Origin of the sequence: Sulfurimonas sp. hsl 1-7, assembly GCF_030577135.1 — a bacterium.
GTDB lineage: Bacteria > Campylobacterota > Campylobacteria > Campylobacterales > Sulfurimonadaceae > Sulfurimonas > Sulfurimonas microaerophilus.
Window position 1 is genome coordinate 458,243 of the sequence record NZ_JAUIRR010000002.1, and the last position, 24,108, is coordinate 482,350.

Annotated in this window: 22 protein-coding genes and 1 tRNA gene; 4 read left to right on the plus strand and 19 right to left on the minus strand. The window is 39.4% G+C overall.

What is annotated here, in order from left to right; all coding sequences use genetic code 11:
* Window positions 1-3 precede the first annotated feature (3 nt).
* Window positions 4-1,773, minus strand: coding sequence for a hypothetical protein (locus QWY88_RS06065; RefSeq protein WP_304545123.1), 1,770 nt, complete (start codon window positions 1,771-1,773; stop codon window positions 4-6).
* Window positions 1,774-1,842: 69 nt separating this feature from the next.
* A complete protein-coding gene (locus QWY88_RS06070; protein WP_304545125.1) occupies window positions 1,843-3,756 on the minus strand; it encodes an alkaline phosphatase PhoX in 1,914 nt (637 codons plus the stop codon).
* Between the two features lie 184 nt (window positions 3,757-3,940).
* Between QWY88_RS06070 and QWY88_RS06075 the strand changes: the two genes are divergently transcribed.
* A complete protein-coding gene (locus QWY88_RS06075) occupies window positions 3,941-4,198 on the plus strand; it encodes a hypothetical protein (protein WP_304545127.1) in 258 nt (85 codons plus the stop codon).
* Here the strand turns inward: QWY88_RS06075 and QWY88_RS06080 are convergent, their stop codons facing one another.
* The 3 genes from QWY88_RS06080 to QWY88_RS06090 all read right to left on the minus strand — a co-directional run bounded on the left by QWY88_RS06080 (window position 4,199) and on the right by QWY88_RS06090 (window position 6,060).
* Complete coding sequence (locus QWY88_RS06080) at window positions 4,199-5,398, minus strand: hypothetical protein (RefSeq protein ID WP_304545129.1); 1,200 nt, start codon at window positions 5,396-5,398, stop codon at window positions 4,199-4,201. It abuts the gene before it with no gap.
* A gap of 191 nt (window positions 5,399-5,589) precedes the next feature.
* A tRNA-Ser gene (locus QWY88_RS06085) sits at window positions 5,590-5,677 on the minus strand.
* Between the two features lie 71 nt (window positions 5,678-5,748).
* Window positions 5,749-6,060, minus strand: a complete 312-nt coding sequence (locus QWY88_RS06090; RefSeq protein WP_304545131.1) for a hypothetical protein — start codon at window positions 6,058-6,060, stop codon at window positions 5,749-5,751.
* A 148-nt stretch (window positions 6,061-6,208) separates the two neighbouring features.
* Here QWY88_RS06090 and QWY88_RS06095 point away from each other — a divergent pair, with 148 nt between their 5' ends.
* Window positions 6,209-8,143: a DUF1538 domain-containing protein gene (locus tag QWY88_RS06095; RefSeq protein WP_304545133.1), complete on the plus strand. Its 1,935-nt coding sequence runs from the start codon at window positions 6,209-6,211 to the stop codon at window positions 8,141-8,143.
* Between the two features lie 27 nt (window positions 8,144-8,170).
* On the opposite strand, the gene QWY88_RS06100 is transcribed toward QWY88_RS06095, so the two are convergent.
* Together QWY88_RS06100 and QWY88_RS06105 are read right to left on the minus strand one after the other, a co-directional pair.
* A complete protein-coding gene (locus tag QWY88_RS06100) occupies window positions 8,171-8,806 on the minus strand; it encodes a DNA-binding protein (protein WP_304545135.1) in 636 nt (211 codons plus the stop codon).
* A 9-nt stretch (window positions 8,807-8,815) separates the two neighbouring features.
* Window positions 8,816-9,313 carry a YajQ family cyclic di-GMP-binding protein gene (locus tag QWY88_RS06105; RefSeq protein ID WP_304545137.1) on the minus strand — a complete coding sequence of 166 codons (498 nt, stop codon included), beginning with the start codon at window positions 9,311-9,313 and terminating at the stop codon, window positions 8,816-8,818.
* 182 nt (window positions 9,314-9,495) lie between these two features.
* On the opposite strand from QWY88_RS06105, the gene QWY88_RS06110 reads away from it, so the two are divergent.
* Entirely contained in the window at window positions 9,496-9,924 is a 429-nt protein-coding gene (locus QWY88_RS06110) for a DUF805 domain-containing protein (protein WP_304545139.1), read from the plus strand.
* Between the two features lie 11 nt (window positions 9,925-9,935).
* On the opposite strand, the gene QWY88_RS06115 is transcribed toward QWY88_RS06110, so the two are convergent.
* The 9 genes from QWY88_RS06115 to fliK all read right to left on the minus strand — a co-directional run bounded on the left by QWY88_RS06115 (window position 9,936) and on the right by fliK (window position 20,478).
* On the minus strand, window positions 9,936-10,652 hold the full coding sequence (locus QWY88_RS06115; RefSeq protein WP_304545141.1) for a succinate dehydrogenase/fumarate reductase iron-sulfur subunit: 717 nt from the start codon (window positions 10,650-10,652) through the stop codon (window positions 9,936-9,938).
* Window positions 10,652-12,160, minus strand: a complete 1,509-nt coding sequence (locus tag QWY88_RS06120) for an FAD-dependent oxidoreductase (protein WP_304545143.1) — start codon at window positions 12,158-12,160, stop codon at window positions 10,652-10,654. The genes QWY88_RS06115 and QWY88_RS06120 overlap by 1 nt, the downstream gene beginning before the upstream one ends.
* Window positions 12,161-12,271: 111 nt before the next feature.
* Entirely contained in the window at window positions 12,272-12,676 is a 405-nt protein-coding gene (locus QWY88_RS06125) for a YqaA family protein (protein ID WP_304545145.1), read from the minus strand.
* 8 nt (window positions 12,677-12,684) lie between these two features.
* The gene (locus tag QWY88_RS06130; protein WP_304545147.1) at window positions 12,685-13,608 is read right to left on the minus strand and encodes a D-2-hydroxyacid dehydrogenase; all 924 of its coding nucleotides are present in this window, start codon (window positions 13,606-13,608) and stop codon (window positions 12,685-12,687) included.
* The gene (purT, locus tag QWY88_RS06135; protein ID WP_304545149.1) at window positions 13,608-14,771 is read right to left on the minus strand and encodes a formate-dependent phosphoribosylglycinamide formyltransferase; all 1,164 of its coding nucleotides are present in this window, start codon (window positions 14,769-14,771) and stop codon (window positions 13,608-13,610) included. The genes QWY88_RS06130 and purT overlap by 1 nt, the downstream gene beginning before the upstream one ends.
* 54 nt (window positions 14,772-14,825) lie before the next feature.
* The gene (gene flgE, locus QWY88_RS06140; RefSeq protein WP_304545151.1) at window positions 14,826-16,943 is read right to left on the minus strand and encodes a flagellar hook protein FlgE; all 2,118 of its coding nucleotides are present in this window, start codon (window positions 16,941-16,943) and stop codon (window positions 14,826-14,828) included.
* An 85-nt stretch (window positions 16,944-17,028) separates the two neighbouring features.
* The gene (locus tag QWY88_RS06145) at window positions 17,029-18,291 is read right to left on the minus strand and encodes a flagellar hook protein FlgE (protein WP_304545154.1); all 1,263 of its coding nucleotides are present in this window, start codon (window positions 18,289-18,291) and stop codon (window positions 17,029-17,031) included.
* A gap of 13 nt (window positions 18,292-18,304) precedes the next feature.
* Window positions 18,305-19,006, minus strand: a complete 702-nt coding sequence (locus tag QWY88_RS06150) for a flagellar hook capping FlgD N-terminal domain-containing protein (protein WP_304545156.1) — start codon at window positions 19,004-19,006, stop codon at window positions 18,305-18,307.
* Window positions 19,007-19,017: 11 nt separating this feature from the next.
* Window positions 19,018-20,478, minus strand: coding sequence for a flagellar hook-length control protein FliK (fliK, locus tag QWY88_RS06155; protein WP_304545158.1), 1,461 nt, complete (start codon window positions 20,476-20,478; stop codon window positions 19,018-19,020).
* A gap of 92 nt (window positions 20,479-20,570) precedes the next feature.
* Between fliK and QWY88_RS06160 the strand changes: the two genes are divergently transcribed.
* A complete protein-coding gene (locus QWY88_RS06160; protein WP_304545160.1) occupies window positions 20,571-20,798 on the plus strand; it encodes a hypothetical protein in 228 nt (75 codons plus the stop codon).
* Between the two features lies 1 nt (window position 20,799).
* Here the strand turns inward: QWY88_RS06160 and QWY88_RS06165 are convergent, their stop codons facing one another.
* From QWY88_RS06165 to dnaG, 3 genes are all read right to left on the minus strand, one after another.
* The gene (locus tag QWY88_RS06165; protein WP_304545162.1) at window positions 20,800-21,198 is read right to left on the minus strand and encodes a hypothetical protein; all 399 of its coding nucleotides are present in this window, start codon (window positions 21,196-21,198) and stop codon (window positions 20,800-20,802) included.
* A 43-nt stretch (window positions 21,199-21,241) separates the two neighbouring features.
* On the minus strand, window positions 21,242-22,219 hold the full coding sequence (locus QWY88_RS06170) for an argininosuccinate synthase domain-containing protein (RefSeq protein WP_304545163.1): 978 nt from the start codon (window positions 22,217-22,219) through the stop codon (window positions 21,242-21,244).
* 109 nt (window positions 22,220-22,328) lie between these two features.
* Window positions 22,329-23,993, minus strand: coding sequence for a DNA primase (gene dnaG / locus QWY88_RS06175; RefSeq protein ID WP_304545165.1), 1,665 nt, complete (start codon window positions 23,991-23,993; stop codon window positions 22,329-22,331).
* Between the last annotated feature and the right edge of the window lie 115 nt (window positions 23,994-24,108).

The window sequence follows — 24,108 nt, forward strand, 5'->3', positions numbered from 1 at the left end:
ACTCTACTTCGCAATAACCGTTACGTTTGTATCTGTTTTTGGCTCTAGTTTCTGATGTACATTAGTAACAGGTTTTACATGTGCATCACGGCCGTAGATGAAGCTTTGCTCCTCCACTATGGTTTTATATGCTTTATCAAGCTCTAAAGCACGCTCAACAGACGGAAGAAGCAGATAAGCTATATTATCACGTGCTTTTACAAGTTCATCGCTTTTAAGTGAGCCGTTTAGATCAAAGAACTTCTCTTGGAGCTCTTGGTTGTCACGAAACTCATCCCCTGCCCCGTTAGCCTGTAGATAAAGCTCATACTCATATCTGCCGTCATCTAGTTTCGGCTCTTTTATCCCCTCCAACCCTTTTTGACTCCAATGGTACCAGTTTTTCACACCCTGTGCCTCATCAAGTTTTCTTGAAAAAACAAAAGAGCTGTCTACAGTTGCACCAATCCCGGAGTGACACCCTATACAAAAAAGTGTCTCCTCATAAGTCTGCGGGCGAAGGTACCCTTTCTTATCTTCAATAAACCCTTGATATCTCCACCCTAAACCGTTTCTGAGTCCATGTTCCGCATCACCGCTAATAGTTCTTAATCTATCCGGGAAAACCTCTTTCTCTTTGATCTCTGCTTTTGTTGCATTATTGAGTTCCGGATAAGTATTCCATGCTGTTTTTTTACTATAACGCAGCTCTTTCATTCTCGGTGCCATCACAAGCGAATTGTTGTTTTGAACATCCATATATCTAACACTGTGTAAAAACTCCGTCCCTTCAGGATAAAGCCCCGGAGCGATATGCAGATCATTATTTATCAACGCCTCTTTTGCCGCGCCGACATAGTGCATAGAGAAGTGAGTATATTTTTTCGTTGTAAAGTCATACTTGGGTGCTACCCAGTTATATACCACCTCATCTGCAACATCTAAGATACCGTTGTTGTTAAGATCAACTCCATACACTTTTTCATCTACACTCTCTATCTTTATCGACTTTTTCTTGATCAGAGACTCTACAACTGCTAAATTTATCTTATACACTTTAAGATCAAGCTTTTTGTTCTTATCTTCACGCATCACTTTTGGAAGACGTATAAGCACATCATCCATCGAACCGTTCGTCGGCCAGAACGTTCCAAGAAAAGGGTAGTACGCAAAGGCTCTCCAACCCGTATAGTCACCCTCTGGTGTTTGATCAAACCCTTCAGTATCAAAGTTGAAATAACAATCAGGTCTGTATCCGCTCCAAACTCCGTCACTGTTATAATCCCACTCATTTGGAACACTTGCCAAGATTGCATTTAAAACAATGCTCTTATTCTCATCAAAATAGTTACTTTGTCTTACATAGTGAAGCATCTCATCGTTTGTTATGTTAGCGACTTGTTGCGTACGGTCTTTAAAAAGATTTGTCCAACGGTTTGTCGCCGTATACTCACTAAAGTTGTAACTCGCTTGCAAATCGGCATCATCTACGTAGTTAGGCTCGGCTGAGTTGATATGACAAGAAAAACATGGATTATGTGCTACGTTGTTTTCATCTACTGTTTTTGTATAACACTGTGAAGATACATAGGCTGCTTTGTTATTGAGTATGCTTAGAGCTGTTGTTTTAGTAAGTTCCTGAGCTGCTATGCGGTAGGCAACAGTTCTATTTTCATCTAAAGGTTCTACCTGCTTTTGGGTTGGTTCTTCATTTGTCGTAACCTCTTGGGAACCACATCCCGCAACCAGACCGGCGACAATAACAGCTATACCTATATATAAAAACTTTTTCAACATCTCTCTCCATAAAAATATTCCAAAATATCTTAACGCAAAGAGGGCTTATGCCCTCTTTGAAAAAGTTTAACGAGAACCTTTTGCATCACCTACTGTGAAGTCAAACGGTCCAACGATACCGATAGAAGATTCTGTAGATGTAGGAGTTAAAGAGTTTTCAACATCACTAGTACTTGTCTCACCGAATGGGTGTTGTGTTACTAAAGAGAGGTATCCCCAACCGTTAATATCTTTATACCAGAATGGTGAAGTTGTTTCAGAACCGTACGGCGTAGAAACAAGACGAGTTAAATCACCTGAAGTTGTATCGAAACTCCATACAAAGTCATTTGGATGCGCACTTGTATCTTCACCGATTGCTAAGATGTTTTCACCCTCTAAGTATGTTACGTTATCAGGGTTTGCGATTCCGTTTACAGAACATGTATAACTCTCATACGCAGAACCTACAGGATATACAGCAGGAGAACCTTCAACTACCGAATGCATATTTTTTACAACATAGTTACTGTTAATTACGTTTTGAACCGAATCGTAAGCTGTTTCAGCTGAACCGTAAACATCTAAACCGTATACTGCACCACATTTGTTTTCAGCAAGTTGGATATCGCCAAGACCGTCTGTCATCCCTTTTCTTACTTCACTCATTGCTACATAAACAGTAGAGTTATCAGGGTTGAAAGTAATCCCTTCCTCTTTACGGAACTCTGTTGTAGCACCTTGCATTGCTGCATAACGACGAGTTTCAAGATATGCTGCTGCTGTTTCTTGCCCAGATTTTACTTGAAGACACTCTTTACCCATTGCAGTATTTACAAATGAGAATCCAGCAGTTGGACAAGTGTCGTCAACATTTGGAGTTTCAACATTGAAGATGTCGCTAAATTTTGGCTCAGTTGCAACGATAGTTTTGATCTCTGCATCTGTTGCGTGACCTAGTTTGATCCACATAAGATCTGCCGCACCTGCACCAACGTTTGAAGTTTGGATCCATTTAGCAGCGTAAAGTGTACCTGCACTAAGATTTTTTGCAGTGTCTGCTACATACATATAAAAACCAACATTTGTCCCGTCATCTGAAAGGTAAGCAGTTTTTTCATCAGGCATTACATATGCTAATTCCCAAGCTGCACGTCCCATACTAAAGTGTTTTGTATAAGAGAATGACGGTGTCGCTGTTGCACCTGCTACAGTTACTTCAGGAATCCAACCATAGAAATACGGGTTGTTATTGTTAGCCGTATTAGCGTTGTTTTCATCTTTCCAGTAGTATTTTGTAACTTCGTCGTAGTACTTATTGCCAGTTAACATTGTTGTAGTGTTAAGATCAGCCTCTACTGCACGAGCATTTGGTTCATACTCTTCAGAACCTAAGTGTGAATTCCAAGGTGTAGTTACACCTGCACAGTGTACCCAGCCACCGTAACCTTCTTTTTGACTGATATATTGAAGAGAATCTTTTTTCACTGCAAGTGCACCAGTAGTAGCATTTTGCTCTAACTCCATACCATACATAGCACCCACTTCACACTCGAACTGAGATACCATAAAGATACGACCGTCTTTTTCTAAAATAGATGAGTGATCAAGCCCAGAACCAAGTCCTGCATTTGTACCGTTACAGATATACGGACTTCCGTCAGTAAATGTCATAGCAACGTCATTATGATCTTTTAATAAACCGAATGTTTCACCGTTGTCTGTATCTGTCGTAGCCATAAGTTCCGTAAAACCTATAGTATCTGTGATACCGTCTGCATTGTTTGTAATCTTTGTAGTTGAGCGAATAGAAGTTTTCTCAAGATCCGTTACCGGTGCACTAAGTTCTTCAAACTCCCACTTTACAAAACTTGCACTTTGACCGTCAACACCGTCAGTACCGTTTATTCCGTCAACACCATCGTCACTGCTGTTACACGCAGCAAAAGAAACTGCTAAAAAGGCTGCTGTAATAGCACTAATTATTGTACGCTTTTTCATATTGTTATACTCCTAAAATTATCGATCTTTTCAGATTCTTGGCGGAATAGTAACTCCCAAATATTTCATAGATATTTCGATTTGATTGCGAAAAAGAAGCAAATTGAGTACATTTTGGTAACTTGAAACCTTATAATTTATATATAATTTCTCTACGTATAAATTAAACTAATAAAGAGTAATAATGGATAAAAGAGAATTGTTTCATACGAAACTTTTAGAGCTTGCTGACGGGAGTTATGATGTCTTTTACAATAACAAACGTTATCTCCTTTCAAAACAAACACAACTTGGCGGCAAGCTTATAAAACTCTACGCCAAAGAACTTGGAGACAACGATTTTATAAGTCTTAACTACTACAACATTGACAAACCACTCCTCAAACCATGTGAAATGGCAGAAGAAAAAGTGATAAATTTTGTACTGGATTTGGAAATATAATCAATCTAGTTTCTCAATCTCAAATGGAAAATAGTTGTAAAACTGCGGCATGTAATAAATTATACTGTTATTCATATCTTCTCTAACTTGCAGAGGATTGTACGCAGTATATGCACTCCACTCTGTAACCCTGCATTGACCATTATAGTTAAATCTGGCACGTACACTCCAGAAGTAAGTAATATCTTCTTCAAGCTTCTTTTCCACCTGATGCCAATTCTCTTTCAGACCATTTCTTGCGTAGATACATATACCATTATGTTGATAGATTTTAAAATCGTATACAACATCACTGAAATTCTCTTTTGAAACAAGATCATGTTCCCATGGGAATGCTTCCCATTTGAAAAGAGGTTTTTCCTCTTCAACCTCCACAACTACCTGGAAAGAGTAACCTCCATTAGGCAATGTTAAAGCACCTCCCATTGCACCCCAACCGGTAAAGTCTAATTCAGGCTCTTTAGGTTGTAACATATAATAAGGAACATTCCGTCCCCTTTCAATTGATGTAATTTCATCAGATAATTTCGGATAGTAAAGCAATAAATATTCATCAACGAGCGCTGAAGTTACTTGTTCTATCAAGACTTTATATTCCTCTTCTAGCACTTTAAAATTGTTAATAACCCATTCTTCATATGGATGGATGTTTGATGAAAACGTAAAAGATATTTTGGCAAGTTGTTCACTGTTCTTGGTATTAATAAGCCTGCTATCTACCTGTAAGGTCATTATAACCGGTACATCTGCAATAGCTAGCTGTCTGAAATAGAGTTCAACATCATCAACTTCAATAATTTTATCGATCCCTTTTGTAAACAGTGTCGCATAATTGATTTTTTTTGTAACATTACTATCCAAAATCTTGGTATTGACAGCATTTTCCTGCATGTAGGAAATCAGTGCGTCTTCCAGATTCTTTGTTATGTTTCCATATTGAATTTTCGACTGAATTGTACCGTGTCGTTCAGTTGTTTTTGAAAACTGATACCCTTCGATTGCACCGCGTGTTGTACCATATGTCAAACCTAGTGTCGGGCAAATGATGGGAGAAAGAAAAAAGAAAATACCTGCAGGAGCTGGTGCAGCTAATGAACGAGGTGCCTCTTTAAAACATTTAGAAGTTGTATCACCGAGTCCTGCTCCAAGTCCTACATTGATATTGTTTTGAATTGAAATATTGTAATCGTGTATTACCACTCCTACTTGAGTATAAGGAGGAATATTATGTTCTCTGGTCTGAGGTGACTTTGCACAGCCTTGGAAAAGGAATGTGACTAAAAAGGTTAAAAGTAAAGTATAAATTCTCATCAAGCTGTACCTCTTTTTTTATTATAACATACAGGTATAAGAAGATAATTTGATTTATTAAATCTATGAAAGTTATATGATGGTGGACAACGAGGGATTCGAACCCTCGATAGGTTGCCCTATACTCGCGTTCCAGGCGAGCGCCTTCGACCACTCGGCCAGCTGTCCACTGTAGTAGAAAGCGCATTGTACAGTTATGTAGCCCAAAAGTGACTTAAAAAAAGAGAGGGGTAGAACTTTTACATTCTACCTTTGCCCATCCCTTGACCTTGACCCATACCTTTTTTCATTCCTTGGCATTTACCCATACCTTTTTTCATCCCTTGACCCATTCCTTGACCTTGGTTTTGGCTTTTACCCATACCTTTTCCAGGTACAGTATTGAAACGTTGTTTTTGCTCTTGAGACATCGTCTGGTAACGATTTTGAAGTTCATTATGAAGTTGGTTACGTTCTTGTTGAGTTTTAGGTGTCCCTCTAAGGTCTAATAACTCATCTGTACTCATACTACCGTAGTTAGCAGCAAATAAACTCATTGAACCAAATAACATTGCAATTGCAATAACTTTAAAACTTTTCATGATAAATCCTTTAGAATAAATTTTCTACATTCATTATAACACTTTTTCTCAAAATAGGTTTTAAATCTTTTTTTTGTCTCTTTTAGATATCATACGAAAAAATTAAATAGGACATAGTTTGTTAAGTTTTTCAACCTTTTTACAACTCTTAAAAGAGTCTTTTAGAGACCTTTTACCTATCATTCTCGTGATTATGTTTTTTCAACTTGCAATCATCCAAAGTGTACCTGAAAACTGGTTAGGTACAACGATCGGACTTGCAATTGTAGGTGTCGGTCTTGCTATATTTTTGCTTGGACTTGAAGTGGGAATATTCCCTGTCGGTGAAGGTTTGGCGAGTGAATTTGCCAACAAAGGTTCCACATTTTGGATCATGATCTTTGCTTTTATGATCGGTTTTGGTACAACGGTTGCAGAACCTGCTCTTATTGTTATCGCTCAAAAAGCGGCTTCGATCAGTAATGGGCGAATAGATGCTACGACACTTAGAATGGTAGTGGCATTTTCAGTCGGTTTTGCGATCGTACTTGGTGTTTGGAGGATTATAAAAGGGCATCCGATCCACTACTACATCATCTCAGGTTACATTCTAGTAGTTGCGGCAACTGCTTTTTCACCTGCTGAGATCGTGGGACTTGCATACGATCTAGGCGGTGTTACAACTTCAACGGTAACAGTTCCGCTTGTTGCGGCACTCGGGATTGGTCTTGCTTCAAACATTAAAGGGAGAAACCCTGTTTTAGACGGGTTTGGACTGATCGCATTTGCATCACTTACCCCTATGATCTTTGTACAGTTTTACGGTATCGTAGTGTATCAGTTTGTAGATTCCGTAGCACAGATCCCTACAATTGCACCGATCACCGACGCTGCTGCAACCGTTGCTGCACAATATAACTTTAAAATCCTGGATGTCCTTAAAGGTCTAATAGGGGTAATGATAGATGTTCTACCAATCTTAGCAGTTATTCTGTTTTTCCAATACGCGATCCTCAAAAAACCTATTGATAACCTCAAAGAGGTGATCATCGGTTTCGGGCTTGTTATCATCGGTCTTGACGCTTTCATCGTCGGTCTTGAGATGGGTCTTTTCTCGGTAGGTGAAACTATGGCACTTGAACTTACAAGATATGACAACAACGTTATTATCTACTCATTCGGAGCGCTGATCGGATTCTCTACAACTATGGCAGAGCCATCGCTTACGGCTATTGCAAGAAAAGCGAAAGAGATTAGTGATGGAAAGATTAATGACTATGCTTTACGTGTATTTGTTGCGATCGGTGTTGCGATCGGTATCTCTTTAGGGGCATACAGAATCGTTGTAGGCGGCGAAATTGTGTACTACATTATGGCAGGATACCTGTTTGTTATAGTACTTACTTTCCTTTCACCGAAGTACATCATCCCTGTAGCATACGATAGCGGCGGGGTTACAACTTCAACAGTAACGGTACCGCTTGTTGCGGCACTCGGTCTTGGACTTGCGACAAACATAGAGGGGCGTGACCCGTTGATCGACGGGTTTGGACTGATCGCATTTGCATCACTCTTTCCTATGATCACAGTTATGCTTTACGGTTTTGTAACGGAGCAAATGGGTATTCGCGGTGAGCGTGAAAAGGAACGCATCCACATCAATGAACTTCGCCACGCTTTAGAAGATGCTAATAACATGGGACTCTCAACTGTAAGTATTCATGGCACTGATAAACGTCAATCTTACAATATCCCTTTTTCAGCGGTACACGTTATAGTTCCGAAAAACAAAACGGAACAAGCTCTGCAGGCTGCACGAGATGCAGGTGCCAGAGGTGTAACAATTATGAGTGCGCATGGTATGGGACTGGAGAAGATGGAGAATTTTTACAACCGTCTTCATAGTGAAGAGACAGATTCTAACTTGATGTTTATCACACCGACGAAAAAAGTGGATGCTATTATAAAATCGATTATGGAAGAGCTTGATCTGGTAGGTTCAGGTGCAGGGATAGCTTTTTCGTATCCTATCTCACATATGAAAGGGATCTCTTTAAAACAAGACGATCTCTAGTGTAGTTTTTAAATCAAGAAGTACTATTTACTTCTTGATAAGATCGCTGTAATCATATTTTAGGGGATCAATATAGATTTTTTTCCCAACTCTTACAATTCTTTCATCTTCAATATCTTTAAATTTCAGAGTAATTTTTTTCATTTTTTTCTCAGATATTTTAAGTGATTTGAGATACTTTTTAAGTGAAACCAATTCACTTGGAGTCTCCTCTTCGATCTCCGCTTCAAAAGTGTCACTTTGTTCAATCGCTTCAGGTTCTTCAGATGGTGCGGCACTTAACATGAACTTTGAAGAGAGTGTATGCAAAATGTTTTTGAGTTGCTCGTCTTTCTCTTTATAGATGCGTTCTAGCTTCTCTTTCTCTTCTATAAGCATCTGTTCTTTTTGATCACGCAGACTTCTTGTTTCACCCTCTAAAGTGTCTACACGTTGTTGCAGTTTTGCGTTTTGCTCTTCAAGGTATTTATAGTATCTGTCATTACTAACCGGCTTTGCGGCTGTAGCTCTTTTTTGCGGTGCTTTTGTCTGCTCATCGACTACAACAAGCTTTACCCCGTTTTCTACAACACTTTGAATTGAGCCGCGTCTTATTCTATTGTGAATAGCCTCTTTAGAAACTCCAAAAAACGTTGCTGCATCCTCTACACTCATCTTTTTCATTACGATCCCTTATCTCATATTTTCAAATTTTAACGGAGCTTCCCACTCACCTTCACGGATCATCGCCATAACTTTTTGCAGGTCATCAATATTTTTTGCTTTAACGCGGATGCTGTCACCCTCGATCTGAGCATTCACTTTTAATTTCATCTTTTTAATGTCAGCTGTTATTTTCTTTGCCTCTTTAGACTCAATGTAATCAACCACTTTATAAGTCGCTTTTCTAGTCCCGCCGCTTGCATCTTCAACGCGTAACTCATCTAATACTTTTGAAGAGAGCCCCTGTTTTAAAAGTTTTTCAATCACTATATCTTTGAGCGCATCAAGTTTGTTGTCAGATGAAGCTACTAACACTAACGCTTTTTCTTTCTCTTTGTAGTTAACCTCGTATGTAGTCCCTTTGAAGTCATATCTGTTTGAAACTTCACGATCTACTAAATTTATTGCATTTTTAAAAAGTTGAACATCTACTTTTGCCGTTATATCAAATGAATGTTCTTTTGCCATCACTAACCTTTTTTTATGTTAATTATAACATACATTGTTTGTTAGCCAAGGCTATGGAGTTGCTTAATTTTTGTTACGTAACGTAACTATATAAGTTTTATTTATAAATAGTTACAAAAATGTAAGAACAAATATGTACGATATGATATAAATAAGTATATTTTGTTAAAAAAGGATGGAATATGGATCAAGCAAAAAAGTACTTCAGTAAGTATTTTATAGATATCTATAAAATACACTATGCTAACTTTGACGGCAGAGCAAGAAGGCAAGAGTTTTGGTTTTTTGTACTGTTTTATTTTATAGTATCTTTTTTAGTCGGTTTGTTAGATGGTCTTATTGGTTCTGAAATAGACTATGTAATCTACTCGGCAGGATTATTCGGAACTATTTTCTCTTTAGCTTCGTTTATACCTTTTCTGGCTTTAGCGGCAAGAAGAATGCATGACATAGATAAAAGCGGCTGGTGGCAACTAATACAAATCATACCTGTTATCGGTTGGATCTGGTTCCTTATACTCACAGTTTTACAAGGGACTATGGGTCAAAACCGTTTTGGTGCAGATCCGATTATAGAGACACCTGCTCCGGTAACTGTTACTGTAGAGTAACTGCTCAAGCCCTAGAAACTAGGGCTTCCGTCAAATCCAAATCCTCCGTCAAAGCCACCGCCAAACGAACCGAAATTAGGATCGCTATAACCAAACATACTTGATCGAACTCTCAGTTTTTCGATATCGGCTTTAGATGAAATATTTTGCGGGCACACAACTGTACAGTTATTGCAAAGTGTACAATCCCAGATCCCGTTTGTCTGAATAGTCTCTATTTTTTCTGCAGCATCATTTTCACGTTTATCACTTACATACTTCCAAACACGTGTAAGTGAAAACGGTCCTAAAAACTCACCGTTAACTGCATACACTGGACAAGAGGAGTAACACGATCCACATAAGATACAATCACTTTGCACCTCGTTGATCTTCTCCGCTTCATGATCAAGTACAGCTTCGTCATTAAAACTTTTGATCCATGCTTTTGCTTTTACGTTCATCTCATATGATTTGTCCATATCTACAACAAGATCGCGAACTACAGGCATATTGTTAAGCGGTTCTACACTATCTCCGTCTTGAACCTTGTATGAACACGCCAATACCTCTTTTTCATTTACTCGCATTGCACAGCTTCCGCAAACACTGCTGCGGCATCCGCTTGAAAAACTGAGTGTATTATCGATCTCACGTTTAATCTTATTCAACGCTTCTAAAAGTGTATATGAGCCATCTTCGAGCTCATAAATCTCGTAAGAGTCCCCTCTTTTAATCGTTATTTTCATCACTCAGCCTCCATATAATGTGCACCGCAACTCTCATCTCTTCCAAGAGCACTTTGAATAACAACTTCACTCACTTCAACAATGTTTCTAAACTCTAAGAACTCTTGTTTGTTAGTATTGTAGATTTCAGAACTATCGCTCCAACCCATTTGCGGCAGTAGAGATTTAACCATCTCTAACTCTTCTAATGCACTTTTTAATTCAGATTTTTTTCTCACTATCCCCACTTTATTATAAAGCAGGTTTCCGATCTTCTCTTTATACTTATAAAAATCAACCGTATTTGTAAACTCTCTGTCTAAGAAACATTCGGTGTGTGCAGGCACAGATAAACTCTCCACCTCTTTTGCCGTTTTTGCAGCATTGCGTCCCGCTTCACGCCCAAACACTACGATCTCTAAAAGTGAGTTACCGCCTAAACGGTTTGCACCGTGTACATTATGGTTTGCACACTCTCCACACGCATATAGTCGCTCAACATTAGTTTGTGATCTATGATCAACTGCAATACCGCCCATCGTATAGTGCGCTACAGGTTTAATGGGAATAAGATCGTGTACCGGATCAACATTTTCATACAGTTTTGCCAGCTTTCTCTCTTGCGGTAAACCCTCATCTATGAACTGTTCTCCAAGATGGCGGATATCCAAGAAAATATCCTCACCTTTTTTGATCTGCTCATCAATGGCACGACTTACTTCATCACGAGGAGCCAGTTCATCGGTAAAACGCTCCCCTTTAGAGTTTAGCAGGTAACCGCCCTCACCCCGAGCCGATTCACTAATTAAGATAGATGAATTTTTCAGACCTGTCGGGTGAAACTGTACAAACTCCATATCTTTGAGCTTTGCACCTGCGCGGAGTGCCGCTGCAATTCCGTCACCACTTGAAGCTGTTGAGTTTGTTGAGTATTTATCATAGATGCGTGAATAACCGCCCGTTGCTAAAATAACAGTTTTAGCAATATATGTTTTTAACTCACCGCTACGGATATCTAAAACTTTTGCACCGCAGGCCTTGCCATCTTCATCTTTTAACACCTCTAATAAAAAGGTGTCATTCACAAACTTGATCCCTAAAGCGTTTGCTCTATCATATAAAGTGTGAAGAATCTTTAAACCCGTATAGTCTTGTGCATAGCAAGCACGGGGAGCAGATGCACCACCAAGTCTTCTTTGAGCTATCTTGCCGTCACCTGTACGTGAAAAACATACACCGATACTATCAAGATATTCAACAGCATTAATAGCTTCTGAACACATAAAGCGGATGCTCTCTTCATCGGCTTCACCGTGAGCAGATTTGAGTGTATTTTGTATGTGAGACTCTACACTGTCCTCAGCTACATTACCAAGAGCGGCATTCATCCCCCCTTGTGCCATACAGGTTTGAGATCTTGTCGGGTACTCTTTAGTAAGTACTAAAACATCAACACCCTCCTCTTTTGCAGCGATCGCCGCCATAAGACCTGCTCCACCTGCACCTATAATTAAAACATCGGTTTTCATATTTCTTCACTCCTGTGTGATTATAGCTACGTTATTTTATATATACATTTTAGAGGCTCAGACCGTAGGGAGGATTTGTCCTCGTAAACAAACATATGAAGCCACCTTCGATCAACCTAAAAACGTCAAAAAATAATAACGCAAAACCCTCAAACTTCCTGCAATTATAACAAACCAAACAAACTTTAACCTAACTAGCCCTGCGACTAAAGTAAGCGGATCACCCACAATCGGTAACCAGGAGAGTAATAATGCCCAGTACCCGTACTTATGCCCAAAACTATAAGATTTTTTTCCTATTTTCGATCTAAAAAGTTTTGCTTTTGTTTTTTCATAAAGGAAAACCCCAAGATAAAAGTTTACGATAATTGCAAGAATGTTGCCTATCGAAGCAGATAATAAAGCATTTGCAATTGGCATACCGTTAGAAAGCGCCACTACAAAAGCAGCTTCGGAAGAAAAAGGTAAGATTGTCGCTGCAAAAAATGCAGCTAAGGCTAAAGAGAGTTCAGCCATCAAAAAGCCTATAAACTCTCTTTTATATTTTTAATAACACCCGCAATGAGCTCGTCTCTTGCTTCAACAGATGTCCAAGCAATATGAGGAGTCATATACAGACGCTCTTTGTTTTTCACACTTAAAAGCGGTGATTCACTCGATAATGGTTCTTTTGTAAATACATCTAAACCAAAATAGAGCTCTTTTTCATCTACAAGTTTAGCAACAGCATCCTCGTTAATGATCCCGCCACGACCTAAATTTAAAACGATCGTACCCTCTTTACATCTGCTTAACTGCTCATAGTCTAAAAGATTGTTTGTCTGCTCATTTAACGGTGCATGGATCGTAACAATATCGCAAGAGCTAAGAAGTGTATCTAGATCAACATTTTTGTACTCAGAGTTGTTGTTTTTCCCGCTTGTTGAGTAATAACACACATCAGCACCGAAACAATCTGCAACTTTTGCAACACCGCGTCCGATCTCACCAAGTCCGATGATACCCCACTTCTTCCCTTTAACTTCAAAGAAAGGACGGCTAACATCCGTAAAAACACCGCTATTGCTGTATGTTTTATCTTTCACACTCTCATCATAATAACGTGAATGTCCCATTAGATAAAACAGCATTGAAAAAGTGTGCTGGATCACAGAATCGGTTGAGTATCCTGCAACATTTTTCACTGCAATACCAAGCTCCGAAGCAGCTTCTAGATCAACGTTATTCATCCCCGTTGCCGCTACACAGATAAGTTTGAGGTTTTTACACTCTTGCATTATCTCTTTTGTGATCACAACTTTATTAGTCACAATCACATCAGCATCCATCACTCTGCTTTGTGTCTGCTCCGGAACTGTTTTCTCATAAACTGCCACATCACCAAACTGATCAAATCCGCTTAAGTCCGTATCTCCAAAAGTGATCGTATCAAGAAGTACTATTTTCATTAATTGTCTTTTATTTTCTCGATCAGTTCACGAGATTTTTCTAATGCTTTTTCAACTTTATCAAATACTAGAGCAACTGCTAAACGGCGCCCTTTATGAGCTTCAGGTTTACCAAATACTCTCACGTAAGAGTTGTCAGAAAATAAAGACTCATCTACATCAATAACAGGTGCGTGAGTTTCTAAGTTTGTTTTATACGCTGCACTCGCACCGTCACCGTAGAAAGTAAATCCTAAAGGAAGACCTAGAACTGCACGTAAATGTAGTGCAAATTCACTTTGAGATTGAGTAATAAGTGTAACCATACCAGTATCGTGCGGACGAGGAGATACTTCTGAGAAATACACCTCATCACCTTTTACAAACAGCTCAACTCCAAAAAGCCCTTGCCCGCCAAGACCATCTGTGATCTCTTTTGCAATCTGCTGTGCTTTTTGTTTTGCAACTTCACTCATCTGCATCGGCTGCCAAGAAAATACATAATCCCCGTCTCTTTGCTCATGCCCGATAGGCTCACAAAATACAGTCTCTTTACCGTTACGAGCCGTAAGCATCGTGATCTCATAGTCAAAATCAACAAACGCTTCAACGATCAATTCACTTGCATCTCCACGAGCCTCTTTTGCCATCTCCCAAGAGTTAGGAATATCTTCTACTGAACGTGCAACAGACTGCCCGTGACCGCTTGAACTCATAACAGGTTTGATCACACATGGAAAACCTAGCTCTTTGGCAGCTCCCATTAAACCCTCTTCAGTTGTTACAAACTTATATGGACCAGTTTTAAGTCCCAGTACCTCAGCAGCAAATGTTCTGATGTTTTTTCTGTTCATTGTTTTTGAAACTGCATTTGCATTTGGGATAACGTTGTACCCTTTATCTTCAGCAGCAAATAAAGCATCGATTGAGATAGCTTCAATCTCAGGTAAGATATAGTGTGGTTTTTCACGGTAGATAACCTCTAAAAGAGCATCTTTATCTTGCATATCTACAACATAAGAGCGATGAGCAACTTGATGTGCAGGAGCATTTTCATACTTATCTACAGCGATAGTCTCAAGCCCTAAACGCTGAGCTTCAATAACTACTTCTTTACCAAGTTCACCAGAACCTAGCAACATGATTTTTTTTGAATTTGATTTAAGTGGAGCGGAGAATTGCATCTGTCATAACCTCTTCATTTTTTAATAAAGAGATTATAGCAAAATAGGATTAAATTACTGTTTTAATCCTATAAGTGTTTGTAAGAGTTGATCCGAAGTTGTGATCGTTTTACCGTTTGCCTGGAAACCACGCTGTACGATAATTAGCTGCGTAAGCGCACGTGAAAGGTCAACGTTTGATGCCTCTAACGCTGCAGACTGGATAAATCCACGCCCTGCAGTTGCCGCAGTACCGATGATCGGATCTCCTGAGTTGGCTGTTTGGATAAATACGTTTCCACCCTCAGTTGAAAGACCCTCATTATTCGTAAACTTCGCCATTGCAATTTGTGCAAGACCAAATGAACGACCGTTAGAAAATGAACCGATTAGAGTCCCTGATTGATCGATTCTGATACCAACTAAGTCACCACCCGTATAACCGTCTTGAGAGATCCCCGATGTTGATGATCTGCTGTCAAAACTTGTCATTCCGTCAAACTTGTTTGCAGTACCGAAAGAGAGGTTAATCTGCTGGTCGGGTGCTGAACCGTTGTTTGCCGTAAACGAGATATTTGGCGGTGAATATGTTGCCAGTGATCCGTCATTGTTAAATCTGATAGAACCTTTTTTCTCAAATGTAGGTGCTACAGTATCAATTGTAGCCGGTTCCGGAACCGTAATAGTTACTGCCCATTCACTACCAGTTGCAGGATCAAGGCTCACTTTTCTAAACTCCATTCTTAGTGTATGTTTTGAACCAAGAGAGTCAAATACATCGATAGAACTAGAGTGTGTAGCCGCATTAAACGCTTGAGAGAAAGACTTTCCTGCAGTACCTGCTTGAAGTACCGTATTCATAGCTTCCATATTTCTTGTAAAGCGTGAATTTTCCGTTACACCGCCTCCAGATAATCCTGTCATTTTCAAGTTAACATTGTAACTAGCAGCATTACTGTTTGTAAGCTCTAATTTCCCTTGATCATTTACTTTTATCTCAATCCCTGCAGCACCAGGTTCTGCATTTGCCTGATTCTCTAATGCTTCACGAAGTGATGCAATTGTATTGAACTCTTTGTCTGCACCCGCAGCAGTCGTTGCACCTGCAGGATTGTATGTATATCTCCATGCACTCTGATCTGCATCACCTGCAGCAAAACCAGTATTTGCACTACTTACCGCGTTTACACTTACATTGTGTGAAGCTGAAGCAGAAGCATTGTCATTTACCAGAACAACTTGATCCAATGCATTTACCGATGCAGTAATCCCTGTTACAGATGAGATCGAGTTGATCGCAGCCGCTTCAATAGCAGCATTTTGTGTAGCAGTATTTCCCGCTACAAATGTGAAGTTTACAGTTTTAGTACTTCCATCATCAAGATCAAACGTAATACTCTCGGCACTGTCAGCTGCTAAACCGCCTACTACTGCACCACCGGTTACCGTTGATTCCCTAAAAGAAGCCCATACACCTTGTCCGCTTTGAAGTGAGAATGCTTCACCAACTTCATTGAACATTACACCTACATCACCTGATTCAATAGGAAAACCGTTGTCATCAACTGCAGGCAGTGCTGTTGTAAATGGAGCAACAGGCGCTCCAGCTGCTACTGAATACGCAGGAGAGAAACTCTCTATTAGCGGACCAGAATTAAGATTTGCTTTAAGTACAACTTCTTGTGTAGGATTTGCAGGAGTTGTAAGTCCAGGCGGAATGTTGATATTTTCGATCGGCGCAGTTGAATCCACTTTTCCAGTTATCGGATCACGTAACCAACCTTGAGTGATAAAACCGTTGTTATCAACAAAGTTTCCACCCGCATCAAATTTAAAATCCCCTGCACGAGTATACTTATAAGTATTCCCGCCATCCGGAGAGATAATAAAAAAACCGTCACCTTGAATAGCAACATCGGTATTTTTATCGGAGTTTTGTACAGAACCTTGCGCAAAAATTCTTGTCATAGAGTTTACACTCGAACCAAGACCTACTTGCACAGGGTTTTTACCACCGAGCTGCCCTTGCGGAGCAGTTGCGATAGCTTTCGTTTGTGCTAAAAGGTCAGAAAAGTTTGCACGAGAGTACTTAAAACCGACTGTATTAACGTTGGCGATATTATTTGACTCAACATCCATCGCAACTTGATGGGATTGTAGTCCTGATACACCAGAGAAAAGTGATTTCAACATATCAAATCCTTTGTAGTCTATCTTAATAAGATAGAGTTAGTAAAGGAGTTAAAGCATAAAGTGTGCCAAGTTTTTATAGTAGAGGTTAAGCATCCATACTAAGGGCTTTTTGCATCATTTGATCAGCCGTTGTTACAGATTTTGAGTTTGCATCATATGCACGTTGTAGAATAATAAGTTCAGTTAAACCGACACCAATATCGTAGTTAGAATTTTCCAAACGGTAGTTTTGAATATTTGTACCTATAAAGTTCTCCCCGTTTGCATCTTTATAAAAAAATGCTTTACCGCTATTAGCACTCTCTTCAAATCTCGTTCCGCTGATTCTATTTAGTCCCTGCTCATTTTGGAAATGAAAAACGGCCAGTTTACCGACACTGCTTTGTTTCCCGTTAGTAAAAGAAGCAAAAACATCACCCTCTTGAGAGATTGAGTACCCTTGCAGATCTCCACCTATCGTTCCATCTGCCAAACTTGAACCGGGTGCCACTTCAGGAACATCTACAGAGAAAAGACCGTCATATCCGTTCCCTAGATTGATCGCAACCGGTGTACCGTTATTATCTATAGTAGTAATTGTACTTGATGCAAATGCTCCCGTATCATCGAAGAACAGATCTCCTGTTTTTGAAGCATACTCTATTGTACCGTCGGCACTTCTAACTGTTGCCGTTATATCGTACTGAGTCCCTGGAGGAGTTTGTACCTCTTTTTTTGTCATCTCTAAACGAAGCAGATTTCTATTGTTTTGCGCATCAACAACATTTGCACTCACAGTTATTGTTTCATACCCGGCACCTACGTTTGCAAAAAACTTTGCCTCTGTTGTCGGCTCCGGCGGATAAGTAAGCGTTTTTGGAAAACGAAGTTTTTCTACTGTATTTTCATCACCGAGCTTTACCTCTGTAAGTACACTTGTTAAAACATTATCTGCACTGATATTATTACCCATCGTTCCAAGTACATGAAGACCGTCATTTGTAACGAGATCGGCATTTGCATCTATATTAAAACTTCCGTCTCTCGTATATACAACGTCACCGTCACCACGAACACCGAACCAACCTTCACCTAAAATTGCGAGATCGGTACTACGATCTGAGAGTGCTAAACTACCCTGTTCCGTTGACATAGCAGTTGCCTGCATCCTTACACCGTTTCCAAGTGATGATGAAGAAAGACCTGCAGATGCACTTTGCAGTGATTCTTCAAAAAGTGAAGCATACTCTGCATTGTATGCACGATACCCTACAGTTGAAATATTTGCGATATTGTTAGAAACTACATCTATCCCCGCAGAGTAGTTTTTAAGGCCGGAGATACCTGTATAAAATGCTTGTGTCATCATAGGGCTGTTCCTCCTAGTATACTTCCACTACATTATCAAGAGGTACATAGCTTGAACCAAGTTTTACGTATGTAGTTCCGCTGTCAAAACGAACAGATTCAATAGGATAAGCACCAACTCTTGTTGTATTTGTCTGATTCGCTTCGTTTTGATAAGAAGCATTCACATGATAGATACCGCTAGTTACGGCATTACCGTTATCGTCATTACCATCCCAAGTAAACTGCCATACACCTTCTGTATGTGTATCAATAGGGTTACCGTCTGCATCTTTTTGATCTTGGATATTCATCGTTGCAACAACATCACCGTTTCCATCAGTGATCTCTATAGTACCCGTATATGCATCTTCCGGAAAGTAAAGCTCAAATGTTGATGTTGAACCCTCGTCATAGGCGATAGCATCACTTCCTAGATCTGCTCTTTTTCCAATCGCTGCGATTGTAGAAAACTGCTGTGCACTCCCTAAAGAGTTTGTCAGGTTTTCAAGAGCTGTTTTTGTATTGTCTGATGCTTCAAGAGCTGCCAGTTGAGAAGTTTGCGTTAAAATCTTCTCAGTATCCATAGGTTCAGTCGGATCTTGATACTGCAGCTGGATTAGAAGCAGTTTCATAAAGTCATCTTTACCTAGTGCTGTTTTATCTGCTACAGCTGCTGTAGTATCTCCAACAGTTCCGTAAGTTGCTACGTTTTCTCCATAAGCGTTAATTGCCATAACTTATCCTTTTATGCATAATGAGGAACAACTATCTCTAAAGAGCTTACTATCTCTTCGTTTGTTTCCTCAAGTTGAAAATAACCGTACTCTTCTTGTGCATTTTGACGGTTGTGTTGTTGCTGGTGAGCATTAGAACCTGCACCACTTTGATCACCCTGCGACGTATTGCTAAAGTTTAATGAAGCATTTTGTATTCCAGTATTGTTTAGCTGTACTTTGAGATCATTTGCATTCATGGCAAGTGTATTGATTGCCGCATTGTTAGAACTCAAATTGATATGGAGGTTTTTCCCACGCTGAACAACTGTAAGATCAACTTCACCCAGTTTTTGGGGATTGAGTTGTACTTTAACTCTCGTAAACGGTGCTTTATAGTCCTCGATAGCCTGTTTTACATCTTGTGAAAGGTACTTAATCATCTGTTTTGCTTCATTGATCTTAACTTCAAAACTATCTGCTTTATTGAGTTGCATATGTTCTGTTTTGCTTGAAGTTCCTTCACTTATTGACTCGCCGCTAAGGAGACTCTCTAAACTTTGTTGAGCATCTGTTTTTGCGGTAGGTGCTATCACTTTCGCCGTTGCCACCGAAAAGTCAGCAGTAAGAGCACTATCTTTTTGCAACGCTTTTTGACCACGGAGTAAAAGCTCTAAAGTATTCTCTGTTTTCTGTTTTTGCGGCTTGTCGATCTCAGTGGTTACTTTAGCTGCAACAATCTGCTGCGTGCTCAGCTCCATAACTTTTGTTTGTGCTTTAAAAAGAGGTGTTTGTTTTGCAGTTGTCTGTTCAGTTTTTACCTGTTCTTTTTGTTGCTCTTTGGCCTGTGTAATCTCAACACTACTATCAGTCTCATTTTTTACACTTTTTTGTGTAGTTTTAATATCTCTAGTTACAGTAGATTTTGTCGAAACTTTTGGCTCCTCTTTTAGTTTCGGATCTACTTTTGTTTCGATAGCCTTAACACCATTCTGAACGCTCTGTTTTACCTCTTCAAGTGTTATTTTTGAAACATCTATTCCATACTTCTGTGCTACTTGAGTGAGCCCTTTAAGTGTTTTTGGAAGAGAAGCGATCTCACTTTTTTTGAACCCTTCTAAACTTGTAATCTTATTTTTCAGGTACTGTTTTGCTTCTTGGATGAGTACTTTAAGTTCGGAAACTGTTTTATCTTTAGTGATTTGCGGATTTAACTCTAAAGATTTTAAATCCTCTTTTATAGTTTCAAGTTCATCCCCTTGCAATAAAGAGAGTATAGATGAAGGGGTTTTTGTATCTTTGGCTTTTTCATCTGTTGCATTTTCTTTAAGAGATAATACTAAAGCACCGTTTTGCGGTAACTTCAGCTCACCTTTCTCCCCTAAGCCCTCCAAAAATGAAGCAAAAGAGAGAGTAGAAGCTGTTGTTTCTTTAGAGGCTAAAGTAAGTGGTGATTCTGTTTTTGTATCACTCTTAAGTGCTAAAGCTATCATTATCTCTCTCCATTTATGGGAATTTAGATAAAATATAGCATTTAGTGTTCCAGAATACTTAAGTTGTAAATTTATATGTCGATGTGGTTGTAATGATAAAAGTTTTACTATTTTTTGTACCGGTGTTATTGTTAGGAGAGCGGATCTATGATTCTGCTTTATCGCCAGAAAATAAAAAAGCGATGAACAATCCGAAGATAAAATGTAGGATGGTATGCGATAAAAAACTTTACAGACAGCAAGAGATAGCTGAAGCTATCTCTTTTTATAAAAGATCAAAAGATTATAAGTTTGAGAATAATCAAACAAAAAAGAAGTAGTCTAAGGGAGTTGTAGATCTTTTTTCAAACGGTTTTTTCCGTTCTCTTTCAAACTCTCAAGAAGCTCTTCAACATTCTCTCCGTCAGCAGGATAACTAACAGTAGTTGACGCTACCGATGTGTCGAAAAACTCTTCAAAGATCTCTCTTACACTTACAGCCCCATACTGATCTGTATAAGGGAGTACAAAATAGTAATCTCCATCTTTGTTAACCACTGAATCAGATGTACGTAGTACAGTTGCCAGAGAACTGTTTACCACCTCTGATTCAATCGATGAAAAATCGCAATATAGAATCGTGAAACGTTCAGCACGATTTTCATCTAACCTATCTGCTATCCCAATATTTAACTCAACTAACTGCTTGAAATTATCAAATGAGAAATGTACACCTGCCATTTATACTACCCTTACTTTTTTAAGACTAGTATATCACAATATTTTACATTATAGAAAAAGGTTTCATCACTTCACGAGATTCTAAAGGCGTTGCTGTTACCTCTTCCCCATCAAAAGAGAGTGTATAGTTCTCACCCGCTTTTGTTTTACAATAAGTCAAGATTCCACGAGTAGCAAGCTCTCTATCTTCAAGTGTTGCGTTTTTGCTAAGGAGTGCGTGAGGCCCCGGTAATCCAACTGTTCTGATGTGAAAAAACTTTTCATTTTCGATATTTTGTAAAAATTCATTTTCATCTTTATCACGACCGATAACCAGTTTTGCACCGTTTTCAAGTCTAAAGTGGCGTCCGTGTTTCATTACAGGGATATCTTGCTTCTCAAATGTATCGTATTTGATAAAATCCCACATTTTTTTCCCGAAGTTCTCATCAGTTAAAAGACATCCGCCGCCCGGAGATTCAAAGTCAGTCAGACCTATCTCTTTTGCCAATTCCATCTGGCGATCACGGCTTCTACCCATGATATCTTCGAGCTTTTCGCGATCTACCCAACCTTCGATCTCAGGAATTGTAGGAGCTAAACGTTTTGCCGACATCGGACGAAGCAGCAGTCCTTCACAGTTAGACTCGTTTAAAACAGTTTGCAGTGCATCTTTGTTTTGAGACATAGGGCGTTGTCCTAAAACCTCACCGCTAATTAAAAACGATGCACCCTCATCTTTCATAATTCTTTTTGCCACTTCAAACATCTTTGCGTGACAGTCAATACAAGGATTAAAATGTTTTCCATAGCCGTATTTAGGATCAAAAAGTACATCTTGCAGGTACTCGTCTTGAATATCTACAATCTTAAACTCTGCACCAACTTGACGACACATATTTTCCATATGTTCGCGTCTGTCTTTTGTGCTTCCAAAACCAGTTGCGATATTAATCGCCAACACCTCAATACCTTGATCGATGATCAGTTTCATCGCCAAAGTAGAGTCTAATCCACCACTAAATAGGGCTATTGCTTTCATTTTCTTTCCTTGTGAAGGCACATGGGTATCTTATAAAAAAGATACTGTTTACCTAAAAAATTTTCGAAATTTTATCACAAGAAAGTTATAGTATTATAAAAAAAACTAATTAAGCTTCAAACCTGACAAGCACACCGCGTTTGAGTTGTGCTATTTTGCCGCGATATTTTCGGATGTAAAACGCTTTTTGCTCAAAAGAGATATTTGATGCGGTGTTGATCTTTTTAAGCTCCCTGTCGTAGAACCTTGTCAAAAAGGTGAGCAGTTCAGAGTTGAGTTCTTCTGCAGTTTGCAGGGCTCTGATCTTCTCATCTACTAAAATAGCCATCAACTCAGGCGCATCTGTTTTATTCTCTAACGCCAAAGAGAATTCACGTGAATGAAACTGTAACATTGAAGGCTCGATTACATCCAGTACACTCTCTATAAATTCCGGTCTCTCTAAAATAGTTTTAACGAGGGAAAGCTCCCACACATCTCTGTGAGTGTTTTTTTGTACTAACTCTTTTTGGGAACTGTTTGTTTGGTTTGTTATCTTTACAAGCGAAGGTGATACGCCAAGTCCGCCAAGGCGCGAAGCGAGGTAAGTTTTATACTCCTCTTGTAAAATCGGTGACAATGTTTTTAGGTAAGAGATACCTTCGGCCATACAGCTCTCTTTTGCCTTTGGATCTCTTAGATCATATAATGAAAGAAGCTCATCCAAGACAAACTCTATAAACGGTTTTGGAGAGTGAAAAATATTTGAAAGTTCATTGACACGCCCCTCTTTTACCATATCTGCCGGATCAAGCCCGCCCTCAAATACAACAACACCGCCGTTAAAGCCTGAGGCACTTAAAAGTTTACTTGCTTTAAGGGCTGCTGCACGACCCGCTTTATCCCCGTCGTATGCCATGATAATACGCGGCGTTCCTTTACGGAGCATAGGCAGGTGTTCAGTCGTAAGCGCTGTTCCAAGTGTTGCAACCGCATTGTCAAACCCCGCTTGATGGAGCATTATTACATCCAGATACCCTTCAGTGATGATGATCTCCGCTTTTTTATAGATCGCTTGTTTTGCAATGTTATAAGCGTATAAAAGGCGAGACTTGTTAAAGTACTTAGTCTCCGGTGAGTTTACATACTTTGCACTGTGTCCGGTGATCGTACGTCCACCGAAACCGACAATACTTCCGTTTGCAGAGTAGATCGGAAAGGTGATACGCTCGATAAAACGTGCAAATGTCTGGCGGCGTTCTGCATCATGCCCAACTACACCAAACTCTATCGCTTCACGAATATTAAACTGTTGCGATTGCAGATAATTGATAGTCTCGTGAGATTTAGGAGCATACCCAAGTCCAAACTTCTCGATACTGCTCTCATAAATTCCACGCTCACGGAGATAACTCATAGCAGTTTGATTGTGAGAGAGAAGGTTTTGATACCACTCGTTGAGCTTTTCCATCAGCTGCGAGCGCGGTTTGTTTTGTTTGTTATCGGTATATGTCAGTGTAAAGTTATAGCTTCCCGCGAGTTTTTCAATCGCCTCTGGATAGGTGAGTTTTTCGTACTCCATTACAAACTTTATGCTGTCTCCGCCGGCTCCACATCCAAAGCAATGATAGATCTGTTTTGCCGGACTCACTACAAACGAAGCTGTTTTCTCATCGTGAAAAGGACACGGTGCTTTAAAGTTAGCTCCTGCTTTTTTCAACTCGACATAGCTACCGACAACATCAACAACATCAAGTCGTGCCTTTAAGGCTTCTATGGAATCTTGGGAAATCATAAAAGGATTATAGTCAAAACTGTTTTAAAATCTCATATGATTACACCCTTTTGTTTTATTTGCACAAGAAGCAAAAGTTGTTATATTTTAATTAAATATCAACATTTATTAATTT